Here is a 26,803-nt window from a genome sequence, read left to right as displayed (position 1 = left end):
CCTTTGCCCTTGGGATAGTGCGGCTCGATCACCTCGCACAACTGCGCCCACGGCACGATCTCGTCCATCGTCTGCAGGAACACGTCGCGCTTCGTCGGCTTACGGTATTGCTCAAATCCGGCGGCTTGATCGGCGGCCATGGCAAGGGTCTGTTGCTTCATCTACCTTCAACGCACGAGCCCCCTCGGCGGTGGACCTTCTTCAGCGTTGCCCTAAGTGCTTGATCATGTTCTGGTGCCGGGAGGGGGACTCGAACCCCCACACCATTTCTGGCGGCGGATTTTGAGTCCGCTGCGTCTACCGATTCCGCCATCCCGGCCCGCAACCCGTCATTATTCCATACGGGCCCTGCCTGCTCAGCCGGTGTTGCGCAATCCCGCTGCGATGCCGTTGATGCTGAGGTGGATGCCGCGGATCGTGCGCTCGTCGGTCTGGCCCTCGCGGAAGCGGCGCAGCAGCTCGACCTGCAAGTGGTTCAGCGGGTCGATGTAGGGGAAGCGCGCGCGAATCGAACGCGCCAGCGTGGGGTTGGTCTGCAGGAACTGCGACCAGCCGGTGATGTCGCGCAGCGCCTGCACGCTGCGCTCCCATTCCTGCTCGATGGCGCGGTACACGCGTCGGCGCATCGCGGCGTCGCCCACGAGTCGGGCGTAGTTCGAGGCCACGGCCAGGTCGGTCTTGGACAGCACCATGTCCAGGTTGGACAGCAGGGCCTGGAAAAACGGCCATTGCCGGTGCATGCGCGCCAGCAGCTCGGCGCCTTCGTCGCCGCGGCGCTCCACGAAGGACTGCACGGCGGAGCCGAAGCCGTACCAGCCCGGCAGCGCCACGCGACACTGGCCCCAGGAGAAGCTCCAGGGAATGGCGCGCAGGTCGCCCAGCTCGGTGCTGGGCTTGCGCGAGGCCGGGCGGCTGCCGATGTTCAGCCCGGCGATTTCGCGGATCGGCGTGGCCGCGTAGAAATACTGCGCGAAGGAGGGGTCGCCGTAGACCAGCTCGCGGTAGGCGTGCATGGCCGATTGGGACAGCTCCGCCGCCGCCTCGCGGAAGCTCTGCGGCGCCGCCATGCGGGTACCTCGCCGGCCCGCGCCGCGCGCCGGCTGGCGCGCGCTGAGCAGCGTGGCCTCCAGCGTGGCCGCCACCAGGGTCTCCAGGTTGCGCCGGCCGATCTCGGCGTTGGCGTACTTGCTGGAGATGACCTCGCCCTGTTCGGTGAGCCGGATGCTGCCGCCCACCGTGCCCGCCGGTTGGGCCAGGATGGCCTCGTAGCTGGGGCCGCCGCCGCGCCCCACGCTGCCGCCGCGCCCGTGGAACAGGCGCATGCGGATGCCGTGGCGCTCGCCCAGCCGGCCGAACAGATCGGCCAGCGCCACCGAGGCCTTGTGCAGCTCCCAGTTCGAGGTCAGGTAGCCGCCGTCCTTGTTGCTATCGGAGTAGCCCAGCATGATCTCCTGCAGCGAACCCGAGGCCGCCACCAGTTCGGCGATGCCGGGAAGTTCGTACAGACCCTGCATGATCTGCGGCGCGTTGCGCAGGTCGGCGATGGTCTCGAACAGCGGCACGACGATCAGCTCGACCTGCGCGCCCTCGGCCCCCAGCGTGCCGTGCAGCAGGCCGCATTCCTTCTGCAGCAGCAGCACTTCCAGCAGGTCGCTGACGCTCTCGGTGTGGGAGATGATGGCCTGGCGCACCGCCTGTTCGCCCAGGCTGCGGCGCGCCGCGCGTGCGGCTTCGAACACCGCCAGCTCCGACACGGTCAGCTCCGAGTACTCGGCGTCGGGTACGCGCAGCGGACGCGGGTCGCGCAGCATGCGCAGCAGCAGTTCGATGCGCGCGGCCTCGTCGAGGCCGGAGTAGTCGTGGCAAAGCTGCGCGCGCTGCAGCAGTTCGGCCAGCACGGCTTCGTGCTTGTCGGAGCTCTGGCGCAGGTCCAGCGTGGCCAGGTGGAAGCCGAACACTTCCACCGCGCGCAGCAGCGGCGCCAGGCGCATGCCGGCCAGCGCCTGCGCGTGGTGGGCCTGCAGGGAGTCGCGCACGATGCGCAGGTCGGCGGCCAGCGCCTCGGCATCGGGATAGGGCTCGGCGGGGCCGACCTCGTGGCGCAGCGCCTGCGTGCCGCCGAGCTTGCGCAGCGTGGCGGCCAGGCGCGCGTACACGCCGATCAGCGCGCGGCGGTAGGGCTCGTCGCGCCGGTGCTCGCTGGTGTCCGGCGAGGCCTCGGCCAGCGCCAGCAGCTGCGGGCTCGCACTGGCCAGCATCAGCGACACCGACAGCTCCGAGCCCAGCGCGTGCACCTGGTCCAGATAGTGGGTCAGCGCGGTGCGCGCCTGCAGGCGCAGCGCGTATTGCAGGGTCTCGGCGGTGACGAAGGGGTTGCCGTCGCGGTCGCCGCCGATCCAGTGGCCCATGCGGAAGAACGAGGGCAGGCGCCAGGGCTTGCCGTCCGCGCGGGGGAAGAGTTCGTCCAGGTCCTGCTCCAGGTCCAGGTACAGGCGCGGCACTTCCTGGAAAAACGTGCTGCCGTAGTAGGACAGCGCGTTCTTGATCTCGTCGGACACGCGCAGCTTGGTGTAGCGCAGCAGGCGCGTCTGCCAGACCTGGGTGATGCGCGCCTGCAGCTCGGCTTCGAGCTGGCGGCGCCGCCGCGGCGCCGCCGGCGCATCGCGCTCGGCGAGCAGGCGGGCGATCTCCCGCTCGGCGTCCAGCAGGCTCTTGCGCTGCACCTCGGTGGGGTGGGCGGTGAGCACCGGCGCGATCAGCGAATGCGCGAAGAACTCCTCGAGCTGCTCGGGCGACACCTCGGCGCGGCGCAGCTTGTCCAGCGCGGCGCGCACGCTGCCCGGCTGGGGCCTCTCACTGGCCAGTTCGTGGGCCTGGCGCCGGCGCAGCACGTGGCGGTCCTCGGCCAGGTTGGCGAGGATGGAAAAATAGCTGAAGGCTCGGATCACGCTGACCGCCTGGTCGCGCGACAGGCTCTCGAGCAGCCGGCCCAGCATGCGGCGCTGGCGGGCGTCGCCCTCGCGATGGAAGCGCACGGCCAGTTGGCGCACCTGCTCGACGGTGTCGAACATCGCCTGCCCCTCCTGTTCCCGGATCACGTCGCCCAGCATGCGCCCGAGCAGGCGGATGTCGTCGAACAGGGCGGTATCGTCGGGCACGGGCGGCTTGGAGGGCATGGGTGTCGGGCGGGCAGGGCGGCGGCCGCGGGGGCGCTCGCGGGGTGGACGAAGGGGGAAGCCCGGCCCGGCGCCGCCGGTCGGACCCCCGGATGCTAGCAGCGCGCCTGCCTGGCGGAACCTCCCGGGAGGGCAGGCGCGGCCGCGCTGCTAGGATCGCGCGCATGTCCGAAGCTTCCACTCCCTCCTCCGAAGCCCGCGCCACGGGCCTGGTCATCGCGTCGCGCGAGAGCCGCCTGGCGATGTGGCAGGCCGAACACGTGCGCGAGCGCCTGAGCGCGCTCGACCCGGGCCTGGACGTGCGCATCCTGTCCATGACCACCCGCGGCGACCAGATCCTCGACCGCGCGCTGTCCAAGGTCGGCGGCAAGGGGCTGTTCGTCAAGGAGCTCGAGCTGGCCATGCAGGAGCGCCGGGCCGACCTCGCGGTGCACTCGCTGAAGGACGTGCCCATGCAGCTGCCCGAGGGCTTCGATCTGTGCGCGATCCTGGAGCGCGAGGATCCCCGCGACGCCTGGGTGTCGAGCCAGGCCGCGGCCTTCACGGAGCTGCCGCGCGGCGCGGTGGTGGGCACTTCCAGCCTGCGGCGGGAAATGCAGATCCGCGCGCTGCGTCCGGACCTGCAGGTGCGCGCGCTGCGCGGCAACCTCGACACCCGGCTGCGCAAGCTGGACGAAGGCCAGTACGACGGCATCGTGCTGGCGGCCGCCGGCCTGCTTCGCCTGGGGCTGGGCGAGCGCATCCGCGGCTTCATCGAGACCGAGCAGATGCTGCCGGCGCCTGGGCAGGCCGCGCTGGGCCTGGAAATCCGCAGCGGCGAACCCGCGCTGGCGGCGCGCCTGCAGGCCTTGCAGCACACGCCCACGGCGCTGGCGGCGCTGGCCGAGCGCGCGCTGGCGCGCGCGCTGGGCGGCAGCTGCAGCACGCCGCTGGGCGCGCATGCGCGCTGGGGCCTGGGCGGTGGCGAGCTGTGCCTGCGCGCCGTGCTGGGCATGCCCGACGCCTCGCAGGTGCTGCGCGTGGAACTGCGCGCGGCGGTGGCCGACGCGGAGCAGGCCGAGGAACTCGGGCGCGCGGCGGCGCGTCAGCTGCACGAGCAGGGCGCGCAGCCCCTGCTGGAGCGGCTGCAGGCGTCCTGAGCGGCGCCGGCGCGGCCCGTCCGGCCGCGGCGCCGCGCACAGCTCCGACCCTGTGCGCAGCCTCGCAGCCCGGCCAGGGACGATACGGCACCCGATACGGCACCCGATACGGTACCCACGCCATGGACTCCCCGCACTTCGTGGTCACGCGCGCGCGCGAGCCCGGCCAGGATGCCGGGCCCTCCGCGCTGGAACTCGAGCTCGGCGCCGCCGGCGTGCGGGTGCACGAGTTCGCGCTGATCCACGTGCTGCCGGCGGCCGATCCGCTGCCCGCGCGCCGCGCCGTGCAGGCGCTGGAGGAATTCCAGCTGGCCGTGCCGGTCAGCCCCTCGGCGGTGCAGGCGCTGTTGCCTATGCGCGAGCAGCCCTGGCCGGCGGCGTGCGCGGTGGGCCTCATCGGGCGCGCCAGCCGGGAGGCCTTCGAGCGCGGCCTGCGCGAGCGCGGCGAGGACCCGCAGCGCCTGCGCCTGCTGTGCGCGCAGCAGGCCGGCGCCGATTCCGAGGCGCTGTGGCAGGAACTGCAGGCCCTTCGCGCGCAATGGGGGGGCGCGCGGGTGCTGATCCTGCGCGGCGACGGCGGGCGCGACTGGCTGGCGGCCACGCTGCAGGCCGCGGGCGCCGAGGTGCGGGTGGTGGAGTTGTACCGGCGCGCCGCGCCCCCCGCCGACGCCCCGCGCCTGGCGCGCCTGCGCGAACTGCTGGGCCTGCGCGCGGCCTGGCAGATCGGCGCGGCCTCCTCGCTGAACAACCTGGTCGAACTGCTGCGCGCGGCCGGGCTGGACCCGCGGCGCGAACTGGCGGGACAGCGTGCGCTGGTGCATCACCCGCGCGTGGCCGAGGCCGCGCGCCACGCGGGTTTCGGGCGCGTGGACGTGGTGGAGTTCCGCGCCGGCACCCTGCTGCGCGCCCTGCGCTGAAGGCGCCGCGTGGCGTGACGGGCGCTGCCCGGGCGCAAGCTTCTAGAATCGGCGCCATGTCCGAGCCCACCGTACCCGACGAAAACCCGCCGGCGCCGCCTCCGGCCGCGCCGGCTCCCGCAGCTGCACCGGCCGCGGGCATCCCCGGCGGCGGCGGCAGGCCGCCCCCGGCGCCACCCGCTGTCGCGCGGCGCGGGGGAGCGGCGCTGTGGCTGGCCGTGCTGGGCCTGCTGGTGCTGGTGGGCCTGGTGGCCTGGTGGTTGAACCAGCGCCTGTACGCGACCCAGGCGGAAATCGCGCAGCGCCTGCAACAGGCCCAGACCCATTCGATCGAGGCGCGCACCATCGCCACGCAGAACGTGCAGGCCACGCGCGATCTGGCCGCCAAGATCGCCGTGCTGCAGTCGCGCGAGCAGGACCTGGCGGCGCAGCGCGCGGCGCTGCAGCAACTGGTGCAGGACCTCGCCAAGTCCCGCGACGACGCCTTCCTGGGCCAGACCGCCGAGCTCATCGCGCTGGCGCAGCAGCAGGCCGAGCTCACCGGCACGCTGCAGCCGCTGATCACCACCTTGCAGTCCAGCCTGCAGCGCCTGCAGCGGGTGGACAGCCCGCGCGCCGCGCTGGTCGCCCACGCGGTGCAGTCGGACCTGGCCCGGCTGAAGGCGGCCGTGGTGCCGGACGTGCCGGTGGCCGCGCAGCGCCTGGACCAGCTCGCCGCGATGATCGATCGCCTGCAGACCCTGGGCTCGGCCGATCCGCTGGAAGGGGCCTCCGCCCCCGACCAGGCGGCCTCGCAGCCGGCTGCCAAGGGTTGGCGCGGCTGGCTGAGCCGCGTGGGCGGCGAGGCCTGGCGTCAGGCGCGCGGCCTGGTGACCATCACCCGCGTGGAGCACCCCGACGCCTTGCTGGCCTCTCCCACGCAGGATGAATTCCTGCGCGCCAACCTCAAGCTGCGCGTGCTCAACGCCCGGCTGGACCTGTTGTCGCGCAACGCCTTCGGTTTCAAGGTGGACATGCAGGACATCGAGCGCGTGCTGCAGACCCAGTTCAACCCGCGCCAGGCGCGCACCCAGATGGCCCGGGCCCTGGCCGCGCAGATCGCGCAGGTCGACCTGACGGTGCAGCCCGCGGCCAACCTGCAATCCCTGCTGGTGTTGGCCAACCTCGGCCTGGGGAGCGACTGATGCGCTGGCTGGCCTGGCTGATCACCCTGGCGCTGGGCGCGGCGCTGCTGGCCATGGCGGCCAGCGGGCGCCCGGGCAACGTCGCCATCCTGCTGCCGCCCTACCGCATCGACGTTTCGCTGAACCTGGCGGTGCTGGTGCTGCTGCTGAGCTTCGCGCTGCTGTACGCGGCGGTGCGCGCGCTCAGCCTGCTGCTCGGCCTGCCGCGCGCTGCCGCCCAGTTCCGATCGCGCCGGCGCGTGCAGGTGGCCGCGGCCGCGCTGCACGAGTCGCTGCTGCATCACCTGGGCGGGCGTTTCCGGCGGGCCGAGCGCGCCGCGGCGCGCGCCGCCGAGCTCGAGGCCTTCCGCCCCGGCGCGCTGCTCACCGCGGCGCAGGCGGCGCAGGCCGTGCAGGCCTACGAGCGCCGCGACGCCTACCTGGAGGCCCTGCCGCCGGCCGCCCGCGAAACCGGCACGCTGCTGCAGGCGCAGTGGCAGATCGAGGCGCGCGACGCGCAGGCCGCGCAACGCGCGCTGCGCGGCCTGTCGGGCGGCGTGCAGCGCCGCACCCAGACCCTGCGCCTGGCGTTGTCCGCGGCGCGCGCGCTGCACGACCATGCGGAAGTGCTGCGCCTGGCCGGCGCGCTGCGCAAGCACCACGGCCTGCATCCGGCCGCCGCGCAGGCCATGATCCACGGCGCCGCGCTGGGGCTGATCCGCCAGGCCGACCACGACGCCGAGGCGCTGCGCGCGATCTGGAAATCCTTCGATCCGGCGCTGCGCCACGATCCGCAGATCGCCGCGGCCGCCGCGCGCGGCCTGGCCCAGGCCGGAGAGGCCGCGCAGGCGCGCGCGCTGCTGGTGGAGGCCCTGCGCGTGCCGCAGGCCGAGCCGGCGGCACTGATGCCGGCGCTGCGCGGCATGCTGGGCGGCATCGACGCCGCCTTCGTCGCCCAGGCCGAGGCCTGGATGGACCGCTGGCCGCAGGAGGCCCAGGCCAGCTTCCTGGCGGCGCGCGCCTGTGTGGAACTGGAACTCTGGGGCAAGGCGCAGCAGTACCTGCAACGCGCGCTGGAGCAATGCCAGCCGGACGAGCGCCGCCTGCGCGGGCAGATCCACGCGGCGCTGGGGCGCCTGCAGGAGCGCATCGAACGCGAGGACCAGGCCATGCGCCACTGGCGCCTGGCCGCGCTCGACCTGGCCAACGACGACGGCGGTGCCGCGGGTGGTGCCTGAGCGCCGGGCGCATGCCTGGTGGAAGGCGCTGCGCCGCGAGCGCCTGCTGCTGGTGTTCGGCGGTGTCGCCGTCGCGCTGCAACTGATCGATGCGCAGCCCTGGGCGCGCTGGCGCGACTGGCTGGCGCTGCCGACCCTGCTGGGCCTGTTCGCGCTGTTGCTGAGCATCGAGGGCATCCGGGCCAGCGGCGCGGTGCAGCGCGCGGCGCAGGCCCTGGCGAAGCGCGCCCACAGCCAGCGCACGCTGGCGCTGGCCCTGGTGGCGGGCTCGGCGCTGTTGTCCATGGTGCTGACCAATGACGTCAGCCTGTTCCTTCTGGTGCCCCTCACCGTGGCGCTGGGACGCGGTAGTGCCTTGCCGGTGCGCAGGGTGGTGATCCTGGAAGCGATGGGCGTGAACGCCGGCTCGGCGCTCAGCCCCGTGGGCAACCCGCAGAACCTGCTGCTGTGGCAGCACTCGGGCTTGTCCATGGCGGCCTTCGTGTGGCGCATGCTGCCGGCCGCGGGCACCATGCTCGCGCTGCTGGCGCTTACCGTGTGCCTGCTGGTGCCCGCGCGCGCGCTGGCCGACGGCGACGCCGCGGCCGCGCCGACCCCGGCGGTGCGGCCGGCACTGGGCTGGGTGTCGGCCCTGCTGCTCCTGGGCGTGCTCGTGCTCTTGCAGGCAGACCGTTCGGGCCTGGCCGCGGCACTCGCGCTGCTGGTGTTCGCCTCCGCCTGGCGCGAGGTGCTGCGCCGCGTGGACTGGGGCCTGCTGGCCACCCTGGCGGCGATGTTCGCCGGCCTGGGTCATCTCGCCCAATGGGCGCCGCTGCAAGCCTGGCTGCTGCGCCTGGACTGGCACAGCCCGCCGGTGATCTACGCCGGCGGCGTGCTGCTGTCGCAGGTGCTGAGCAACGTGCCGGCCACGGTGCTGCTGTGGCCCCAGGTGGGGGGCCAGGCCATGCCGCTGGCGGTGGCGGTCGACGTGGGCGGCTTCGGGCTGGCGCTGGGTTCGCTGGCCAACCTGATCGCACTGCGCCTGGAAGGCGGCCGCGGCAACCTGGGCGAGTTCCACCGCATCAGCCTGCCTTTCCTGCTGGTGTGTGCCCCGCTGGTCTGGCTGGTCATGCGCCTCGTGGGCTGAAGCCGCGAATCCAAGCGGCATGCCGGCGCCGATCGGGCGCCCATGCCAGAATGTAGGAAGGAGAAATTCGATGCCCTCGTACAAGACCCTGGAACAGACCATCGGCGCCACGCCGCTGGTACGCCTGCAACGCATCGGCGCCGCCGACAACGAGCGCCGCGGCAACGTGCTGCTGGCCAAGCTCGAAGGCAACAACCCGGCGGGTTCGGTGAAGGACCGGCCGGCCCTGTCCATGATCCGCCGCGCCGCCGAACGCGGCAGCATCCGCCCGGGTGACACGCTGATCGAGGCCACTTCGGGCAACACCGGCATCGCGCTGGCCATGGCGGCGGCCATCCTGGGTTTCCGCATGGTGCTGATCATGCCCGAGGACCTTTCGGTGGAGCGCGCGCAGACCATGCGCGCCTACGGCGCCGAGCTGATCCTCACGCCCAAGGCCGGAGGCATGGAGTACGCGCGCGACCTGGCGGAGCAGATGCAGCGCGAAGGCAAGGGCCTGGTGCTGGATCAGTTCGCCAATCCCGACAACCCGCGCGCCCACTACGAGGCCACCGGCCCCGAGATCTGGCAGGACACCGATGGCACGGTCACGCATTTCGTGTCGTCCATGGGGACCACCGGCACCATCACCGGGGTCTCGCACTACCTGAAGGAGCGCAACCCGGCGGTGCAGATCGTCGGCGCCCAGCCCGAGGAAGGTTCGCGCATTCCCGGCATCCGCAAGTGGCCGCAGGAGTACCTGCCCAGGATCTACCAGCCCGAGCGGGTCGACCGCATCGAATCGGTCAGCCAGGCGGCGGCCGAGGCCATGGCGCGGCGCCTGGCCCGGGACGAGGGGCTGTTCTGCGGCATCAGCTCCGGCGGCGCCTGCGAGGTGGCGCTGCGCCTTTCGCGCGAACTGAGCAACGCCACCATCGTGTTCATCGTCTGCGACCGCGGCGACCGTTACCTGAGCACGGGGGTATTCCCAGCTGCGTGAGCAGCGCGTCCGGGCGTAGAATTGTCAGGGTTTGGGACTGCAACGGACGAGGTTGGCCATGAGCGGGGAAAGCGCGGCGCTGGACAAGGTGGACGCGGAAGTCGATGCCCGCGGCATGAACTGCCCCTTGCCCATCCTGAAGGCCAAGAAGGCGCTGTCGGCCATGCAAAGCGGCCAGGTGCTGCGGGTGCTGGCTACCGACCACGGCTCCATGCGCGACTTCCAGGCCTTCGCGCGCCAGACCGGCAACGAGCTGGTGGCGCAGACCGAGCAGGCCGGTGTGATCTCGCACCTGCTGCGCCGGCGCTGAGGCCCTCAGCCGCTGGGCGTCGGCTCGCCGGTGACACGATCATCCACGAGAGCTTCGTAGGCCATCCTGGTGCGCCACTGCGTCTCCTGCTCCGTCTGCAGCGAGGGCGATAGCGCCGCGCCGGCCGTGACGTAGCCCAGGCTGTTGGGTGCATCGGCGGCGCCTTGATCGGGCACCAGGCGGTAGCGTAGACCTCCCCACTGCGCGGCGCCGGGTGTGAGCAGCCGGGCCTGGCGTGTGAACTGCTGCAATTCGGGTGTCCCGCGCGTACCCACTCCCAGGGTCTGCGCCGGCAGCACGTCCAGCCTGGCGTGCACCTGGAACTGAGTCGCCTGGAGTCGCACACCCTGGCTATCCAGGTGCAAGGCGCTGGGGCCACCTTGCAGCAACAGGTCCTTGTCGGCGCGGATGCTGATGTGTTCGGCCGACTCCTCCAGGCGCAGCCGCGCCCAGATGTGGATGTTGTGCCGCAGGGCGCGGATGTCCAGGTCGCCGCCGTAGGCCATCAGGCGCAGGCCGGTGCGCCAGGCGAACAGGCGGATGCCCCGCGCCGCGCTGGCCAGCAGGCTGCCTCCGGTGCTCAGGCTGGTATGCGCGCCGCTGCTCAGGCTCAGGTGCTCGCCCGCCGCCACGTGCGCGTGGTTTTGCGCGCTGGCGTGCAGGGAGGCGGCCGAGCCGAGGTTCAGGTCCGGCGCGGCGGAGGCCGTCGCCTCGCCCGGTGCCCGCCGGGCCGCGTCCTTCAGGCTGGAGGTCACCTCGCCCTGCTCGGCGGCGTCGTCCAGGCCGGCCTGCCGGGCCGCTCGTGCTTGCACTTGTTGCTGCTGCGCTGCCTGCAGCAGCCGGGCGCGTGACTCCTGGGTATCGTCGATGCGTCCCGCGGCCCTTGGCCGGGCATCGGTGCTCAGACTCAGGCCGGCCGCGCCACGCACGGAGCCGAAGGCATCGCTGCGCAGCTCGAAGCCTTCGCCGCGCGGCTCCAGGCGCCCGCTGCTGCCCGCGATGCGGGTGACGCGGCCCAGGGCCAGCGCGGCGTGCGCATGGTCGCAGGCCAGCTGGGCCTGGATTTCGCCCTCGGTGTCGTCGAACACCAGATGGCTGCTGCGCCCCTCGCTCCAGTTGCCCCGGTATCCGGCGAGCTCGCGGCTGCGCCAGCCGCTGAGCGGCGCCTGGCCGGGCAGGTTCCAGTTCGGCGGATTGTCGGGGCCGTTCACGCAGCCCAGCACCAGCGGGCGGTCGGGGTCGCCGTGTTCGAAGGCCACGATCACCTCCTGGCCGATGCGCGGTACGCCCTGGTAGCCCTGTGCGCCGCCGCTGGCCGGGCTGCCCACGCGGATCCAGCAGCTGCAGTCTTCCTTGCGCTTGCCGTCACGGTCCCAGGGGAACCACACCTGGATGCGTCCGTGCGAATCGGTGTGGATGCTCTGGCCCTGCGGGCCCACCACCCAGGCAGTCTGCACGCCGTGGATGCGCGGCTTGCGCAACTGGCCGTCGAAATCGCGCGGAGCATCGACCAGCACCAGGCGGTAGCACCACTGAGTCTCGAACTCGCAGTGGGCCTGCGGTTCGCCGTCGGCCGGATCCTGCGTCTCGCCGTGGTCTTCCGGAACCTGGATGCGCAGGCGCGTGGAGGTGAGCAGGTGCGGGCGATTCTGCGACTCCAGCGAGTGGCCGCTGAGGTCGAAGCGGTACCCGGGGCGCAGCCCGCGCATGGCGCCGTGGCCCTGCGCGACGAAGTTCCCTCGTTCGGCCTGGTATTGGCGCACCTTCGCCAGATGGTGCGAGACCTCCGTGTCGTGGGCCGCCGCGTCGAATCCGGCCGGCCAGTGCAGCCAGGTGGACCCGGTGGCGCTCGGAACGTCCCTCGGCACCTGGGTCCTGGCCTCGGCGCCGAGGCTGCGTTGCGGCGCCAGGAAGTCGTAATCCCAGGCCTGGGTGTGCTCGGCGTGCAGGCGCAGGCAGGTGTCGAAGGCATGCACCACCGGCATGTCGCGCTCGCCGTGGGCGTCGCGCCGGGGGCGCAGTTCGAGCTCGCGGTAGGCCGGGCAGGGTTGCAGCTGCACGCCCGAGGCGGGGTCGCGGATCACCAGCGTGTGCGCCGGCGTGCGCGAGCATCGCCGCGGGTCCACGCAAGCATGCTCGAAGGAGTAGCTCAGGCCCCAGCGCGCCATCAGGCGCACGACGAAGTCGAAGTCCGTCTCGCCGTATTGCACCTGGTATTCGAGCTCCGGATAGTCGCCGCCGCAGCGCATGTCCAGCGGCCAGGGGTAGGCGCCGAGCACCGAGCGCAGGATGTCGGGGACGCGCTGGCGCTGGAAGATGCGGTAATGGTTGCGCATGCGCGCAAGAGCCAGCCAGGGTTCCAGGCGCAGCTCCACCATGCGGCCGCGCGGATCGGTATCCAGGTGACGCAGTCCGGTCACGATGCCGTTGATGCAGCGCCAGCGTGTTTCCGGGGGCCCGAGCCGGTCGCGGATCCCCGCTTCCAGCTCGATGCACACGCCGAGCTCCTGCCCGAGCAGCGCATCCGCGTCGGTGCGGTCGGTCTCGCCGGGGCGCAGCGTGTGGTCCTCGCCCTGCCGCACGACCCAGGCGGAGCGCCGGTCGCGCGCCAGCAGGCGGTAGCAGAAGGGCTTGCCGAGTGCTTCCTCGCCCTCCAGTTCGAGCAGGCGCAGCGCGGGTTCGTCCCGCCACAGCGGCATGCGCTCGCTCAGCAGGGACACGGCAATGGCCTCGTCGGGCTGGATGGGCATGGCCGCCTCCCCTTCAGGCCGCCCGGCCCAACGCCAGGATGGGCGGGTCGCGGTAGGTCTCGTCGATCACGTAGCCCTGGCGGCGCAGCTCGGCTTCGGCGCGCGGGCGCAGGTGGCTCAATTTTGCGAGTTCGGCGGGAATCAGTTCCGTCCAGCGATGCATGTCCTCGACGTTGCGGAAGTACTTCCAGAAGTGCGGCGGTTCGCTTTCCAGGGTGATCGAGAACAGGTAGACGCCTGGGCGCTCGAGATTGCGCAGAGCCGGCTCGTCGATGACCTGCACGTCCAGGTACACGCCGTCGGCCCAGAACTGCCAGTAGGGCAGGCTCTCGTTGACCTTCATCCACTGGTCCAGGTTGAGCGGGTACGCCGGGTCTAGGGGGTAGCGGCCTCCTTGCTGCAGGAAATACCGCAAGGCCTCGGCGCCGCGGAGCCGCGCCTTGGAGCGCGGCAGGAGTCGTCGCCACCCCGCGCGCAGGATGTCTTCGAACAGCGCGAACAGTCTGTCGCGTGCGAGCGCGTGAGAAATCCTTGGTCCGTCCATGGGGAAGGCCCTGATACGCCAGGCGTAGATGCCCCGTTCGGGCCTCTCGGGGTTGGACGAACCGCTCACCCCGGAAACCCGGGGAACACCGAAGCTGTGGGGCCCCTGCAGATAGCGCACGCTGCCGAGCGCATTCACCGGCCACCTGCGTTCGTAGAAGTGCATGCCGACCGGCTGGCGGTCGATGCCGGTGCCCGGAGCGTGCAGATCGAAGTTCCTGGGATCGCCGAGTGCGATGGTGGCGGGAGAGTCGGTCATGGCTTGCTGGGTTGCGAACAGGGAAACGAGGCCGCGATGCCCCCAGCGCATGGCGCCGGGCAAGGCTGCCGCGCCGCAGGCTGCGGCGCCCGCAAACAGCAGACGGCGGCGAGTCAGGGACAGGAGCACGTCAGCCCTCGTAGTCGGCCAGGATGCGCAATTCGGCGAGCATGCGCTGCTGGAACTCCCCGTACATGAGTGCGTGATACTTTCCGGCGGCGTCGTCGATCCAGTCCATCCGCTCCTTGTAGTCCTCCACGCGAATGCCTGGAGGAGCGTCGGAGCGCCACGCGGGGTCCGACACGTAGTCCTTGGCGCTGAAGCTGAGCTGGAACTTGAAGGCGACGGAACGTTCGGACAGGTGCAGGTGCAGCCATTCGTCCCCGAACCGCACCAGGGCCAGGCTCTTCGAAAACAACGTCACCCCGTAGGTGAAGCCCTGCAGGACTTCGCCCTGCTCGTGGCGGGCCATCAGCTTCAAATGCTCGAGCGCCCGTTTCGCGCGCTCATCGGTGTCCGTCTCGGTCTCCAGCGCCCTCCAAGCCTCGATCGCCTCGCCCATCATGGGCGTCCATTGCACGTTGCCGATGGGATCTCCCAGTTCGGCCTTGGACTCGTCGAAACGGCAGGGGACGTTCTTCAGCGCCTCCTCGGACCACTCCTGCATGCTCAGATTGGCCAGCACGATGGGGTCCAGGTTGCGCGCGTCGCGTTGCTTCGCGCACTTGTCCACCGACTTGGGGCACAGCGCCCAGGCGTAGTGCCAGGGCAAGGCATCGTTGTACAGCCACAGGTTGCCCCTGCCCAGGGCGCGCAGCGTCGGCGGGGCGTATTTCTGCACGAGTTCGTGGCGCAGGACGAAGGCGACCTGCTTGGAGGCGAAGGCGGCCAGCCCCGCCCAGTGAAAGCGCCCCAGACGCTTGATGTCTCCATGCTCGAAGTCTTCCAGGAAGACCCTCGCGTAGGCGCCCGCGATGCGCAGCGCACGATTGGAGTAGCGCGCTAAGCCGTGCAGGTAGTCGGCACGCACGGCGGCCGTCAGGGGGATCACATGGCCGTCCACGCCCTTCGCACAGGGCTGTGGCCAACGCGGGTCGGGCGCGGGATGCGGGGGAATGATCCGGATGTCCTCGCGCCGCAGGTTGATCTCGCCGGGCGGGGACAGGACCTTGCGGGCGTACAGCTGCAGCAGCGCGAACTGCTGGGCCACGCTCCAGAAGTCGTCGCAGGAGCACACGATGTCCACCGGCTCGCCGGGGTCGCGCGAGGTGCACAGCAGGAAGTCGAGATGCTCGGGCATGGCGGTCTGGCGGGCGGCGCGCAAGGCGCTGCCCGCCAGACTAGGCCCGTGCCGCAAGCCCCTGCCGGCGTGGGGATGCAAGACCTGAATAGCCCGATCGCGCGTGGGGATCGGTGTCAGGGGAGTGCGCGCCCCGCGCGGGTGGCGGGGCGGCGGGGCCCGCGCCATCCAGGCCGCGGACCCTCGAGGCCGCCGCGCGGCGGCCTCGGACCGGCAGGGCCGTTCAGGGCAGTTGCAGGCCCTTGAGGTAGGCGGCCAGCGCCTCGCCGGTCTCGGGGTGGGCCAGGCCGAGTTGCACGGTGGCCTCCAGGTAGCCCTGCTTGCTGCCGCAGTCGTAGCGGCGGCCGCTGTAGCGGTAGGCGTAGACGGCTTCCTCGGCCAGCAGCGCGGCGATGCCGTCGGTGAGCTGGATCTCCGAGCCGGCGCCGGGGGCGACGTGGCGCAGGTGGTGGAACACCCGCGGGCTGAGCACGTAGCGCCCGACCACGCCCTGCGTGCTCGGCGCCTTCTCGGGGGAGGGCTTCTCGACGATGGCATCCAGCGAGGTCAGGCCCGGCAGGATTTCCTGGCCGCGCACGATGCCGTAGCGCCGCGTGTGTTCGCGCGGCACCTCCTCGGTGGCGATCACGCTGCGGCCGTGGCGGGCATGGATGTCCACCATTTGCGCCATCACCGGGGGCTGGCCCACCAGCAGGTCGTCGGCCAGCAGCACCGCGAAGGGCTCGTTGCCCACCAGGCGTTCGGCGCACAGCACCGCGGCGCCCAGGCCGTTGGCCACCGGCTGGCGCACGAACACGCATTGCACGTCGGCCGGCTTGACGCTGCGCACCACGTCGAGCAGCGCCTGCTTGTTGGCCGCGGCGAGCTCGTTCTCGAGTTCGTAGGCGGTGTCGAAATGGTCCTCGATGGCGCGTTTGTGGCGCCCGGTGACGAAGATCATCTCGGTGATTCCGGCCGCGTAGGCTTCCTCCACGGCGTACTGGATCAGCGGCTTGTCCACCACCGGCATCATCTCCTTCGGAGTGGCCTTGGTGGCGGGCAGGAAGCGCGTTCCCAGGCCCGCGACGGGGAATACGGCCTTGGTGATTGCGGGTGGTGGCATGGTGGATCTCCCTGGAAGTCGAGGTTTCAGGATCCGCCGAGGCGGGCGAGTTGTTCGAGCACCTTGTCGCGCGTGGCGCCGAACTCGGCCACGCGGCGTTGTTCCTGTTCCACCACCGCGGCCGGCGCGCGCTCGACGAAGGAGGCGTTGCCGAGCTTGGCCTGCGCCTTGGCGATCTCGGCCTCGAGGCGCTGGGCCTCGCGCTGCAGGCGCTCGCGTTCGGCCGCGCGGTCGACCTCGATGAACAGCGCGATGCTGGCGTCGCCGACCACCGCGGTGGGGGCGGTCTGCACGGCGGCGGCCCATTCCTCGCGGCTGGCGAACACGCGCAGCTCGGACACGCGCGCCAGCGCCTGCAGCGCCGCTCCGTGGCGCTGCAGCAGCGCGGTGTCGCCGCAGGCCAGCAGCGGCAGGCGCTGCGCCGGCGACACGCCGAGCTCGCCGCGCAGGTTGCGGCAGGCGTCGACGAACTGCTTGAAGCCGGCGATCTCGGCCTCGGAGCGCTCGTCCAGCTTCGACGGCTGCGCCTCGGGGTAGGGCGCCAGGCTCAGCGTGGCGCCGCCGCGCCCGGCCAGCGGCGCGACCTTGTGCCACAGCTCTTCGGTGATGAAGGGAATGATGGGGTGGGCCAGGCGCAGCACGGTCTCCAGCACGCGCAGCAGCGTGCGTCGCGCGCCGCGCTGCAGCGCGGGGCTGCCGTGGGCGATCTGCACCTTGGCGATCTCCAGGTACCAGTCGCAGTACTCGCTCCAGACGAACTGGTAGATGGCCTGCGCGGCGAAGTCGAGGCGGTAGTCGGCCAGCCCCTGCGCGACTTCCTGCTCGGTGCGCTGAAGCAGAGAGACGATCCAGCGGTCGGCCGCGCTGAAGTCGAGGTAGCCCTCGGGCCCGCAGTCGTGCGCGCACTCGGCCATGCCGCGCTCGCGCTCGTCCAGGCCCTCGACCTGCATCAGCACGAAGCGCGTGGCGTTCCACAGCTTGTTGCAGAAATTGCGGTAGCCCTCGCAGCGCTTGGAGTCGAAGTTGACGTTGCGTCCCAGGGTGGCCAGCGAGGCGAAGGTCAGGCGCAGCGCGTCGGCGCCGAAAGCCGGAATGCCCTGCGGGAATTCCTTCTCGGTGGCCTTGCGCACCTGCGGCGCCAGCTCCGGGCGGCGCAGCCCGGAGGTGCGCTTGTCCAGCAGGGGCTCGAGGGCCACGCCGTCGATCAGGTCCACCGGGTCGAGCACGTTGCCCTCGGACTTGCTCATCTTCTTGCCGTGCGCGTCGAGCACCAGGCCGTGGATGTACACGTCGCGGAACGGCACCTTGCCGGTGAAGTGGGTGGTCATCATGATCATGCGGGCCACCCAGAAGAAGATGATGTCGTAGCCCGTGACCAGCACCGACGAAGGCAGGAACAGATCCAGCTCGCGCGTGGCGTCCGGCCAGCCCAGCGTGGAAAAGGGCACCAGCGCGGAGGAATACCAGGTGTCGAGCACGTCCTCGTCGCGGCGCAGGCTGCCGCGGTAGCCGGCGGCGCGAGCCTTGGCCTGGGCCTCGGCCTCGTCGCGGGCGACGAACAGCTCGCCGCCTTCGCCCCACCACGCCGGGATCTGGTGCCCCCACCAGAGCTGGCGGGAGATGCACCAGTCCTGGATGTTGCGCATCCACTGCTCGTAGGTGTTGACCCAGTTCTCCGGCACGAAGCGCACCTGGCCGCCGCGCACCGCCTCCAGCGCCTTGTCGGCCAGGCTGCGGCCGTCGGGGCCGGGCTTGGTGGTGGCCACGAACCACTGGTCGGTGAGCATGGGCTCGACCACCTGGCCGGTGCGGGTGCAGCGCGGGATCATCGACTGGTGCTCCTTCACCTCCACCAGGGCTCCGTCGGCCTGCAGTTGCTCGACCACGCGCTTGCGTGCCTCGAAGCGGTCGAGGCCGCGCCAGGGCTCGGGCACCTCGTCGTTCATGCGCGCGTCCAGGCCCATGACCGAGATCATCGGCAAGCCGTGGCGCTGGCCCACCTGGTAGTCGTTGAAATCATGCGCCGGGGTGACCTTCACGACCCCGGTGCCGAACTCACGGTCCACCGCCGCGTCGGCGATCACGGGGATCAGGCGCCCGCTCAGCGGCAGGCGCACGCGCCGGCCCACCAGCGCGGCGTAGCGCTCGTCCTCGGGGTGCACCATGACGGCCGTGTCGCCGAACAGGGTTTCCGGGCGCGTGGTGGCCACCACCACCGCGCCGCTGCCGTCCTCGAGCGCGTAGCGCAGGTGCCACAGCGAACCTTCCTCGGCCGCGCTCTCCACCTCCAGGTCGCTGACCGCGCTGCGCAGCACCGGATCCCAGTTGACCAGGCGCTTGCCGCGGTAGATCAGGCCCTGCTCGTACAGGCGCACGAAGCTGTCCATGACCACGCGCGAGAGCTTGTCGTCCATCGTGAAGTACTCGTACTTCGACGACAGCGAGTCCCCCATGCGTCGCATCTGGCGCGCGATGGTGCTGCCCGAATGGCGCTTCCATTCCCAGATGCGGTCGACGAAGGCCTGGCGGCCCATTTCATGACGGCTCAGGCCGGCCGCCTGCAACTGGCGTTCCACCACGATCTGGGTGGCGATGCCGGCGTGGTCGGTTCCGGGCACCCACAGGGTGTTGTGGCCGCGCATGCGGTGCCAGCGCGTCAGCGTGTCCATCACCGTGTGGTTGAAGGCATGGCCCATGTGCAGCGTGCCGGTCACGTTGGGCGGCGGAAGCTGGATGGAGAACGATTCGCGGGCCGCGTCCAGCGTGGGATCGAAGCAGCCGAGCTGTTCCCAGCGGGCACTCCAGCGCGCTTCGATGTCGGCGGGTTCGAAAGACTTGGCGAGGTCGGTCATGGGGGGACGGGTGGGGGCGTGCCCGGGCGATCGCGGGCAGGCCAAAAGCTCAGGATTGTAGGCGGGCTGCCTCGGCCGCGGGCGTGGTGCCTCCTACAATGGGGCCATGTCCGATCTGCTCGCACGGCTCAACCCCGAACAGCTCGCCGCGGTCACGCTTCCCGCCGACAGCGCGCTGGTGCTGGCCGGCGCCGGCAGCGGCAAGACGCGCGTGCTGACCACCCGCATCGCCTGGCTGATCTCCACCGGGCAGGCCTCGCCGGCCTCGATCCTGGCGGTCACCTTCACCAACAAGGCGGCCAAGGAAATGCTGGCGCGCCTGTCGGCCATGCTGCCGATTCCGCTGCGCGGCATGTGGATCGGCACCTTCCACGGCCTGTGCAACCGCTTCCTGCGCGCGCACTGGCGCAGCGCGGGGCTGCCGCAGAGCTTCCAGATCCTGGACACCCAGGACCAGCTGTCCTCGCTCAAGCGCCTGCTCAAGGCGATGAACGTGGACGACCAGCGCGCCCCGCCCAAGCAGGTGCAGTGGTTCATCAACGGCTGCAAGGAGCGCGGCATGCGCGCGCGCGACTGCGACTCCCACGATGCGCACAGCCGCCTGTTCGCGGAGATCTTCGCCGCGTACGAGGCGCAGTGCGAACGCGAGGGCGTGGTGGATTTCGCCGAGCTGCTGCTGCGCAGCTACGAGGTGCTGCGCGACCACCCCGAGGTGCGCGCCCATTACCGCCAGCGCTTCCGCCACATCCTGGTCGACGAGTTCCAGGACACCAACCGCCTGCAGTACCTGTGGCTCAAGCTGCTGGCCGGCCCCGGCGAGGACCAGCCGGCGGCGGTGCTGGCGGTGGGCGACGACGACCAGAGCATCTACGCCTTCCGTGGCGCCCATGTCGGCAACATGGACGACTTCCAGCGCGATTTCCACGTGCGCCACCTGATCAAGCTGGAGCGCAACTACCGCTCGCACGCCTACATCCTGGAGGCCGCCAACGAGCTCATCGCCCACAACACGCGCCGCCTGGGCAAGGTGCTGCGCACCGAGGCCGGCGACGGCGAGCCGGTGCGCGTGATCGAGCACCCGACCGACCAGCAGGAGGCCTTGTGGCTGGTCGAGGAGATCCGCCTGCTGCTGCGTGAGGGTTTCGCGCGCGAGCAGGTCGCGCTGCTCTACCGTTCCAACGCGCAGTCGCGGGTGATCGAGGGGGCGCTGTTCAACGCCGGAATTCCCTACCGGGTGTACGGGGGGCTGCGCTTTTTCGAGCGCGCGGAGATCAAGCACGCGCTGGCCTACCTGCGCCTGCTGCACAGCCTGCACGACGACACCTCGCTGCTGCGCGTGGCGAATTTCCCGCCGCGCGGCATCGGCGCGCGCTCGCTGGAGCAGCTGGCCGACGCCGCCGCCGCGCGCGGCGTGCCGCTGGCCGGCGCGATTGCCCAGCTGCCCGGGCGCGCCGGTGCCAGCCTGCAGGCCTTTGCCGCGCTGATCGAGCGCATGCGCGGCGAGTGCGAGCACGCCAGCCTGCCCGAGACGGTCCGCCAGGTGCTGGAGCACAGCGGCCTGCTCGACCACTACCGCGCCGAGCGCGACGGCCAGGACCGCGTGGAGAACCTGGAGGAACTGGTCAACGCCGCCGCCGCCTTCGTCACCCAGGAAGGCTTCGGGCTGGACGCGCGCGCGCTGCTGGAGCAGCCCCTGGGCACGCAGGCCCTGGCCGAGCAGGGCATCGACCCGGCCACCGGGGAGACGCTGTCGCCGCTGGCGGCCTTCCTCTCGCATGCCTCGCTGGAGGCCGGGGACAACCAGGCCCAGGCCGGGCAGGACGCGGTGCAGATGATGACCGTGCACGCGGCCAAGGGGCTGGAGTTCGACGCCGTGTTCATCACCGGCCTCGAGGAAGGCCTGTTCCCGCACGAGAACGCACTCAACGAGGCCGACGGCGTCGAGGAGGAGCGGCGCCTGATGTACGTGGCCATCACGCGGGCGCGCAAGCGCCTGTACCTCAGCCATGCGCAGACCCGCATCCTGCACGGCCAGACCCGCTACAAGCTGCGCAGCCGCTTCCTCGACGAACTGCCGCAGGAATCCATCAAGTGGCTGAGCCCGCGCCAGTCCGGTTTCGGCGTGCCCGGCATGCTCGCGGGCGCCGTGCGTTCCGGGCTGGGGGGCTGGCCGGGCCAGGGCCTGCAACCGGCGCCGCCGGCCGCGGCCCCCGCCGGCGCGGCGGCCCCCGTCCCGGCGGGCGGCGCCTTTCGCGTGGGCCAGGCGGTGTTTCACAACCGCTTCGGCGAGGGGGTCGTGCTGAGTCTGGAAGGCCGGGGCGAGGACGCCCGCGCACAGGTGCGCTTCCATCGCCACGGCACCAAGTGGCTGGCGCTGGCGGTGGCCAAGCTCACGCCGGTGGATTCCTGAAACAGGGCGACGGCGAGGCGTCGAGGCGCTGGATCGCGGAAGCGGACCGATGCCGGGAGCTGCAGTCCGAGTGGGTGGCCGTGCTGCGGGACGGCGCGGGGGCCATCGTGCTGCGCCAGGCCTTCGCCGATACCGCGCCCATCGACGAGGCCACGGCGGTGTTCGAGTCGATCATCCGCGACCCGAAGTGCGCGACTATTTCGAGGCGCATTTCGTGCAGTTGCCGCTGCGCAAGGGCGATGCGCTGTTCTTCAATCCGGCGCTGTTCCACGCCGCCGGGGCCAATCGCACGGCGGAGGTTTCACGCATGGCGAACCTGCTGCAGGTATCGTCGGCCTTCGGTCGGGCCCTGGAAGTGCTGGACCGCCGGCGCATGTGCGAAGCCGTGTATCCGGCCCTGGGGGCGTTCTCAAGAAAACGCCGGGCCGCCCCAAGTTTTCTTGACCCCCACGGGGGGCGGGCTGGGCGCAGCCCGGCCCTGGGGGCGCTCAGGAGCCGTCGGCGGGCGGCTCGCCCAGCAGGCTGTGCACGCTGGCCTGGAAGGACAGCGCGAAGGGCGCGAACAGCAGCAGCCACAACGGCAGTTCCAGCAGCAGCGAGGAAGTGTCCAGGCGCAAGGCCGCCGCGGCCAGGGAGCCGAGGATCAGCGTGGCGGCGAACAGGCCCCACCATTGCGCCACGTACAGCGCGAAGGCACCGAGATTGCGGCCGACCACGACGAAACTGGTGAACAGCGCCTGCGCCACCCCCATGCCCCACCAGGCCACCAGCGGCGGCGCGAACCAGAAGGCCATGGAAACCGGCAGATAGACCAGCAGCGTGATCAATCCCGCCTGGCCCAGCGCGCCGTTGGCCACGGCACCCTTGGCCGGGTAGGCCGAGAACAGGAACAGGCGCAGCAGCGCGCCGCCGTCGGCCAGCGAGGACAGGCCCAGCGCCAGCATCAGCGCGAGCGCGTAGACCAGGCACAGCAGCAGCATCGAGCGCAGGCGCCGCGGCGGCACGCGCAGCAACTGGGCGAACACCGTCGGCCACGCCGGCTGGCCGCGCGCGATATTGCGCGCGCCCTGCATGAAGCCCAGCGTGGTGACCTGGGTGACGGCGATGGACAGTGGAATGCCCAGCAGGGGCACCAGCTGCAGCGCGGCGACCAGGCCGAAATACACCAGCACAAGCAGCAGGGCCTGCAGGGGGCGGCGCATGAGGCAGGCGAAGCCGAAGCGCACCCACAGCAGGCCCACGCGGGCCGGAACCGATCGAAGGATCATGGGATGAGGCCGTTCAGTCCAGGCCCTCGCGCAGCCGGGTCTCGAGCTGGCGCTGGCGCAGTACGCGTTCGAAGTGGGTGGGGTCGTGGGGTTGCAGCAATTGGGCGTCGCGCGGCAGGTGCAGGTCTCCCAGGCGGGAGACCCAGAAGCGCAGCGCCGCCGCGCGCAGCGCGTCGGGCAGCAACTCGCGTTCCAGCGGCTGCAGCGGGCGCACGCGCTGGTAAGCGTCGAGCAGCGCGGCGCGCCGCTCGGCGTCGAACACCCCGGTGTCGAGCTCGATGCACCAGTCGTTGAGCGCCACGGCGAGGTCGAACACCCAGGTGTCGACGCCGGCGAAGTACCAGTCGAACACGCCACTGAGCTGGTCCTGGTCGAACAGCGCGTTGTCGCGGAACAGGTCCGCGTGCACGGCGCCGCGCGGCAGCGACGCATGTTCGGGGCTGGCCGCCAGCAGCGACTGGTGGGCGAGTTCCGTCTCCAGCAGCAGGCGCTGGGCCGGCTCGATCCGCGGCGCCAGCCGCGGGGCGATGCCGCGCTGCCAGTCCAGCCCGCGCAGGTTGGGCTGCCGGGGCGCGAAATCGCGCGTGGCCAGGTGCATGCGCGCCATGCATTCGCCGATCTGCGCGCAATGCAGGGGCCGCGGGCGCAGCACGCTGCGGCCGCGCAGGCGCGTGACCAACGCCGCGGGTTTGTCCTTCAGGCGCCGCAGCGCCTGGCCGTCGCGCCCTGGCATCGGGTCGGGCACCGCGATGCCGTGCGCGGCCAGGTGGTGCATCAGCGCCAGGTAGAAGGGAAGTTGCTCGGCACCCAGGCGCTCGAACAGGGTCAGCACGTAGCGCCCGCGGGTGGTGCCGACGAAGTAGTTGGTGTTCTCGATGCCGCTGCCGATGCCTTCCAGTTCGGTCAGTTCACCGAGGTCGAATTCGCGCAGGAAGGCTTGGACCTCGGCAGGGTCAACAGGGGTGAATACGGCCATCGGCGTCGCGGGCGCGAGGTTCGGGGTTGCAGGCGGGGTGGCGGGTGCAGTGGCAATAGGGCCGCGGTTGCGGCCCTACTTGAAGGTGCCGATGTGCCATTGCATGCGCCCCTGCATGCTGCCGGGGCCCTGCGGCTGGTCGGCCTTCGGCGGCACGATGCTGTAGGGAGCGCCGCCGTGCAGCGGCTTGACCTCGATCCTGGTGGTGGCTCCGCGTACCTGCTCTTCCTCGATGCGCACCGCGCGGTCCTGCGTGACCAGGTGGCGCACCAGGGGTTCCGGGTAGCGCGACGCCGGCTGCGAGGCCGCCAGGCGCGGGGCCTGCGGCACGGCCGGCGCGGCCCCGGCGGCCAGGCAGCTTAGCGGCAGCGCGGCCAGCAGGGTGCCGGCGCCCAGCGCGCAGGCAACACGCAGGCAGCGCAAGGGAGCTTGCGGAAAGGTTCTCATGCTCTGCATTTTAGCCGCCCTGCCTGCCTGCGCCGTCGGGCTGGGACCGATAATCCGGCCATGACCCAAGATCTCGAAGCCGAGCGCATGCTGTTGCTGGTCGACGGCTCCAGCTACCTGTACCGCGCCTACCACGCGATGCCCGACCTGCGGGGCCCCAACGGAGAACCCACGGGCGCGCTGTACGGCATCACCTCGATGCTGCGCCGGCTGCGCCAGCAGTACCCTCCCGACAAGGGCTACGTGCACGCGGCCTGCGTGTTCGACGCCAAGGGCCCCACCTTCCGCAACGCCCTGTACGACCAGTACAAGGCGCACCGCCCGCCCATGCCGGAGGATCTGGCCGCGCAGGTGGAGCCCATCCGCGAGGTCGTGCGCCTGATGGGCTGGCCGCTGCTGGTGGTGCCCGGCGTGGAGGCCGACGACGTGATTGCCACGCTGGCCGCGCGCGCCAGCGCCCGTGGCATGCGCACCCTGGTGTCCACCGGAGACAAGGACCTGGCGCAACTGGTGGACGCCCACGTCACGCTGGTCAACACCATGACCAACGAAACCCTGGACGAAGCCGGCGTGCTGGCCAAGTTCGGCGTGCCGCCGCAGCGCATCGTGGACTATCTGTGCCTGATCGGAGACACCGCCGACAACGTGCCGGGGGTGCCCAAGGTCGGACCCAAGACGGCGGTGAAATGGCTGCAGCAGTACGGCAGCCTGCAGGGAATCGTCGAACACGCGGCCGACATCGGCGGCGCGGTGGGCCAGAACCTGCGCGACACCGTGGAGTGGCTGCCGCGCGCGCGCGACCTCATCACGGTGCGCGCCGACTGCGACCTGGACGGCCACGCCGGCGACCTCGACCGCGATCTGCACGCGGCCCCCGAGGACCAGCAGGCGCTGGCGCCGTTGTTCGGGCGTTATGGGCTCAAGCGCTTCCTGCATGAACTGCCCGCGCAGGCCGCGGGCGCCGCGCCCACCGCGGGGCTGGAGGCGCCGGGCGAGGCGGATCCGCCCCCGCAGCCGCTGCCGCCCGGCGAATACGAGACCGTGCTCACGCTGGAGCGCCTGCAGCACTGGATCGGGCTGATCGGGCAGGCCGAGCTGACCGCCCTGGACACCGAGACCGATTCCCTGGACCCCATGCATGCGCGCCTGGTAGGGATTTCGCTGGCGGTGAGGCCGGGGCAGGCCGCCTACATCCCGCTGGCCCACGCCTACCCGGCTTGTCCTCAGCAGTTGCCGGTCTCGCAGGTGCTGGAGCTGCTGCGCCCCTGGCTGGTGGACCCGGCGCGCCCGAAGCTGGGGCAGAACAGCAAGTACGACCGCCATGTGCTTCAGAACGCCGGCATCGTCGTGCAGGGCTACGTGCACGACACGCTGTTGCAGAGCTACGTGCTGGAGGCGCACAAGCCGCATGCGCTGGACAGCCTGATCTCGCGCCATCTCGGGCGCAGCGACACGCTGAGCTACGAGCAGGTGTGCGGCAAGGGCGCGAAGGCCATCGGCTTCGACCAGGTGGACCTGGAAACGGCCACGCGCTACAGCGGCGAGGATTCGGACCTGTGCCTGCAGGTGCACCAGCGCCTGTGGCCGCGGATCGAGGCCGACGAGGGCCTGGCGCGCATCTACGCGCTGGAACTGCGGGTCAGCGAGGTGCTGCAACGCATGGAGCGCGTGGGCGTGCTCATCGACGCGGCCGCGCTGCGCGCGCAAAGCGGGCAGATCGGCGCCCGCATGGTGGAGCTGGAGCAGCGCGCCTACGAACTGGCCGGCGGACCCTTCAACCTGGGCAGCCCGCGCCAGATCGGCGAGGTGCTGTTCGGGCGCCTGCAACTGCCGGTGCAGAAAAAGACCAGCGGCGGCGCCGCCTCCACCGACGAGGAGGTGCTGGAAAAACTCGCCGAGGACTATCCGCTTCCGCGTGTGATCCTCGACCACCGCGGGCTGTCCAAGCTGCGCAGCACCTACACCGAGAAGCTGCCGCTGATGGTGGACTCCGGCACCGGGCGCGTGCACACCAACTACGCGCAGGCGGTGGCGGTGACCGGGCGCCTGGCCTCCAACGATCCCAACCTGCAGAACATCCCGGTGCGCACCGCCGAGGGTCGGCGCATCCGCGAGGCCTTCGTGGCCCCGCCGGGCTGGCGCATCGCCTCCAGCGACTACTCGCAGATCGAGTTGCGCATCATGGCCCATCTGTCGCAGGACGAGGGCTTGCTGCGTGCCTTCGCCGCCGGCGAGGACATCCACCGCGCCACCGCCGCGGAGATCTTCGGCGTGCTCCCGGCGGAGGTGAGCAGCGACCAGCGGCGCATGGCCAAGGTGATCAACTTCGGTTTGATCTACGGCATGAGCGCCTTCGGGCTGGCGCGCAACCTGGGCCTGGAGCGCGACGCCGCGCAGGTCTACATCGGGCGCTATTTCGCGCGCTACCCGGGCGTGGCGGTGTACATGGAACGCACGCGCGAGCAGGCGACCAGCCAGGGCTACGTGAGCACGGTGTTCGGGCGGCGGCTGTGGTTGCCCGAGATCAATTCGCCCAACGGCCCGCGCCGCGCGGCCGCCCAGCGCGCGGCGATCAACGCGCCGATGCAGGGCACCGCGGCGGACCTGATCAAGATGGCCATGATCGACGTCGAGCAGGCGCTGCTGCGCGAGGGCCTGCGCGCGCGCATGGTCATGCAGGTGCACGACGAACTGGTGCTCGAGGTGCCCGACGAGGAACTCGACTGGGTGCGCGAGCAGGTGCCGGCGCTGATGGCCGGCGTGGCCCAGCTCAGCGTGCCGCTGGTCGCCGAACTCGGCACCGGCCCCAACTGGGAGGCCGCGCATTGAGGGCAAGCCGCCTTCAGGC

The 26,803-nt window shown here is 71.4% G+C and carries 19 protein-coding genes, 1 tRNA gene and 2 pseudogenes; 10 read left to right on the top strand and 12 right to left on the bottom strand.

Annotated elements, in window-relative coordinates; translation table 11 throughout:
* The 3 genes and pseudogenes from D466_RS23955 to ppc form a co-directional block, all read right to left on the bottom strand.
* Positions 1 to 161, bottom strand: a pseudogene (locus D466_RS23955) (IS5/IS1182 family transposase); the annotation flags it as partial.
* Between the two features lie 71 nt (positions 162 to 232).
* Positions 233 to 319, bottom strand: a tRNA-Leu gene (locus D466_RS0112225).
* A 37-nt stretch (positions 320 to 356) separates the two neighbouring features.
* Positions 357 to 3,176, bottom strand: a complete 2,820-nt coding sequence (ppc, locus tag D466_RS0112220) for a phosphoenolpyruvate carboxylase (protein WP_018914004.1) — start codon at positions 3,174 to 3,176, stop codon at positions 357 to 359.
* A gap of 164 nt (positions 3,177 to 3,340) precedes the next feature.
* On the opposite strand from ppc, the gene hemC reads away from it, so the two are divergent.
* The 7 genes from hemC (at position 3,341) to D466_RS0112185 (ending at position 10,048) form a co-directional block, all read left to right on the top strand.
* The gene (gene hemC / locus D466_RS0112215) at positions 3,341 to 4,315 is read left to right on the top strand and encodes a hydroxymethylbilane synthase (RefSeq protein ID WP_018914003.1); all 975 of its coding nucleotides are present in this window, start codon (positions 3,341 to 3,343) and stop codon (positions 4,313 to 4,315) included.
* A 122-nt stretch (positions 4,316 to 4,437) separates the two neighbouring features.
* Positions 4,438 to 5,232, top strand: coding sequence for a uroporphyrinogen-III synthase (locus tag D466_RS21610; RefSeq protein WP_018914002.1), 795 nt, complete (start codon positions 4,438 to 4,440; stop codon positions 5,230 to 5,232).
* 56 nt (positions 5,233 to 5,288) lie between these two features.
* On the top strand, positions 5,289 to 6,416 hold the full coding sequence (locus tag D466_RS21605; RefSeq protein WP_081629937.1) for a uroporphyrinogen-III C-methyltransferase: 1,128 nt from the start codon (positions 5,289 to 5,291) through the stop codon (positions 6,414 to 6,416).
* A complete protein-coding gene (locus tag D466_RS0112200; RefSeq protein WP_018914000.1) occupies positions 6,416 to 7,633 on the top strand; it encodes a heme biosynthesis protein HemY in 1,218 nt (405 codons plus the stop codon). Before D466_RS21605 ends, D466_RS0112200 begins: the two co-directional genes overlap by 1 nt.
* Positions 7,626 to 8,759 (top strand): SLC13 family permease, encoded by a 1,134-nt coding sequence (locus tag D466_RS0112195; protein ID WP_196803470.1) that lies wholly within the window; start codon positions 7,626 to 7,628, stop codon positions 8,757 to 8,759. The genes D466_RS0112200 and D466_RS0112195 overlap by 8 nt, the downstream gene beginning before the upstream one ends.
* 70 nt (positions 8,760 to 8,829) lie before the next feature.
* Positions 8,830 to 9,738, top strand: a complete 909-nt coding sequence (gene cysM / locus D466_RS0112190; RefSeq protein WP_018913998.1) for a cysteine synthase CysM — start codon at positions 8,830 to 8,832, stop codon at positions 9,736 to 9,738.
* 58 nt (positions 9,739 to 9,796) lie between these two features.
* Positions 9,797 to 10,048, top strand: a complete 252-nt coding sequence (locus D466_RS0112185; protein WP_018913997.1) for a sulfurtransferase TusA family protein — start codon at positions 9,797 to 9,799, stop codon at positions 10,046 to 10,048.
* 5 nt (positions 10,049 to 10,053) lie between these two features.
* On the opposite strand, the gene D466_RS0112180 is transcribed toward D466_RS0112185, so the two are convergent.
* From D466_RS0112180 to D466_RS0112160, 5 genes are all read right to left on the bottom strand, one after another.
* Positions 10,054 to 12,798, bottom strand: coding sequence for a type VI secretion system Vgr family protein (locus tag D466_RS0112180; RefSeq protein ID WP_018913996.1), 2,745 nt, complete (start codon positions 12,796 to 12,798; stop codon positions 10,054 to 10,056).
* A gap of 13 nt (positions 12,799 to 12,811) precedes the next feature.
* Positions 12,812 to 13,729 (bottom strand): hypothetical protein, encoded by a 918-nt coding sequence (locus D466_RS0112175; RefSeq protein WP_038166131.1) that lies wholly within the window; start codon positions 13,727 to 13,729, stop codon positions 12,812 to 12,814.
* Between the two features lies 1 nt (position 13,730).
* Positions 13,731 to 14,900, bottom strand: a complete 1,170-nt coding sequence (locus tag D466_RS0112170) for a hypothetical protein (protein WP_156004252.1) — start codon at positions 14,898 to 14,900, stop codon at positions 13,731 to 13,733.
* Between the two features lie 223 nt (positions 14,901 to 15,123).
* Complete coding sequence (gene galU, locus D466_RS0112165) at positions 15,124 to 16,002, bottom strand: UTP--glucose-1-phosphate uridylyltransferase GalU (RefSeq protein WP_018913993.1); 879 nt, start codon at positions 16,000 to 16,002, stop codon at positions 15,124 to 15,126.
* Between the two features lie 26 nt (positions 16,003 to 16,028).
* Positions 16,029 to 18,854, bottom strand: a complete 2,826-nt coding sequence (locus D466_RS0112160) for a valine--tRNA ligase (protein ID WP_018913992.1) — start codon at positions 18,852 to 18,854, stop codon at positions 16,029 to 16,031.
* A gap of 106 nt (positions 18,855 to 18,960) precedes the next feature.
* On the opposite strand from D466_RS0112160, the gene D466_RS0112155 reads away from it, so the two are divergent.
* Positions 18,961 to 21,264 (top strand): UvrD-helicase domain-containing protein, encoded by a 2,304-nt coding sequence (locus D466_RS0112155; RefSeq protein WP_018913991.1) that lies wholly within the window; start codon positions 18,961 to 18,963, stop codon positions 21,262 to 21,264.
* Here D466_RS0112155 and D466_RS25150 read toward each other — a convergent pair.
* Positions 21,245 to 21,535 carry a hypothetical protein gene (locus D466_RS25150; protein WP_018913990.1) on the bottom strand — a complete coding sequence of 97 codons (291 nt, stop codon included), beginning with the start codon at positions 21,533 to 21,535 and terminating at the stop codon, positions 21,245 to 21,247. The genes D466_RS0112155 and D466_RS25150 overlap by 20 nt on opposite strands.
* On the opposite strand from D466_RS25150, the pseudogene D466_RS25145 reads away from it, so the two are divergent.
* A pseudogene (locus D466_RS25145) lies at positions 21,443 to 21,688 on the top strand (phytanoyl-CoA dioxygenase family protein); the annotation flags it as partial. The gene D466_RS25150 and the pseudogene D466_RS25145 overlap by 93 nt on opposite strands.
* 64 nt (positions 21,689 to 21,752) lie before the next feature.
* On the opposite strand, the gene D466_RS0112145 reads toward D466_RS25145, so the two are convergent.
* From D466_RS0112145 to D466_RS0112135, 3 genes are all read right to left on the bottom strand, one after another.
* Positions 21,753 to 22,532, bottom strand: a complete 780-nt coding sequence (locus D466_RS0112145) for a BPSS1780 family membrane protein (protein ID WP_018913989.1) — start codon at positions 22,530 to 22,532, stop codon at positions 21,753 to 21,755.
* A 13-nt stretch (positions 22,533 to 22,545) separates the two neighbouring features.
* Positions 22,546 to 23,508 carry a homoserine kinase gene (locus D466_RS0112140; protein WP_018913988.1) on the bottom strand — a complete coding sequence of 321 codons (963 nt, stop codon included), beginning with the start codon at positions 23,506 to 23,508 and terminating at the stop codon, positions 22,546 to 22,548.
* A 75-nt stretch (positions 23,509 to 23,583) separates the two neighbouring features.
* Entirely contained in the window at positions 23,584 to 23,955 is a 372-nt protein-coding gene (locus tag D466_RS0112135; protein ID WP_038166144.1) for a hypothetical protein, read from the bottom strand.
* A gap of 60 nt (positions 23,956 to 24,015) precedes the next feature.
* On the opposite strand from D466_RS0112135, the gene polA reads away from it, so the two are divergent.
* Positions 24,016 to 26,784, top strand: coding sequence for a DNA polymerase I (gene polA / locus D466_RS0112130; protein WP_018913986.1), 2,769 nt, complete (start codon positions 24,016 to 24,018; stop codon positions 26,782 to 26,784).
* The last annotated feature ends 19 nt before the right edge of the window (positions 26,785 to 26,803 follow it).

This window comes from Thiomonas sp. FB-6 (genome assembly GCF_000377645.1).
Taxonomy (GTDB): domain Bacteria; phylum Pseudomonadota; class Gammaproteobacteria; order Burkholderiales; family Burkholderiaceae_C; genus Thiomonas_A.
Note: the sequence above shows the minus strand (reverse complement) of the source record. Positions and strands in the feature narration are given on the sequence as shown.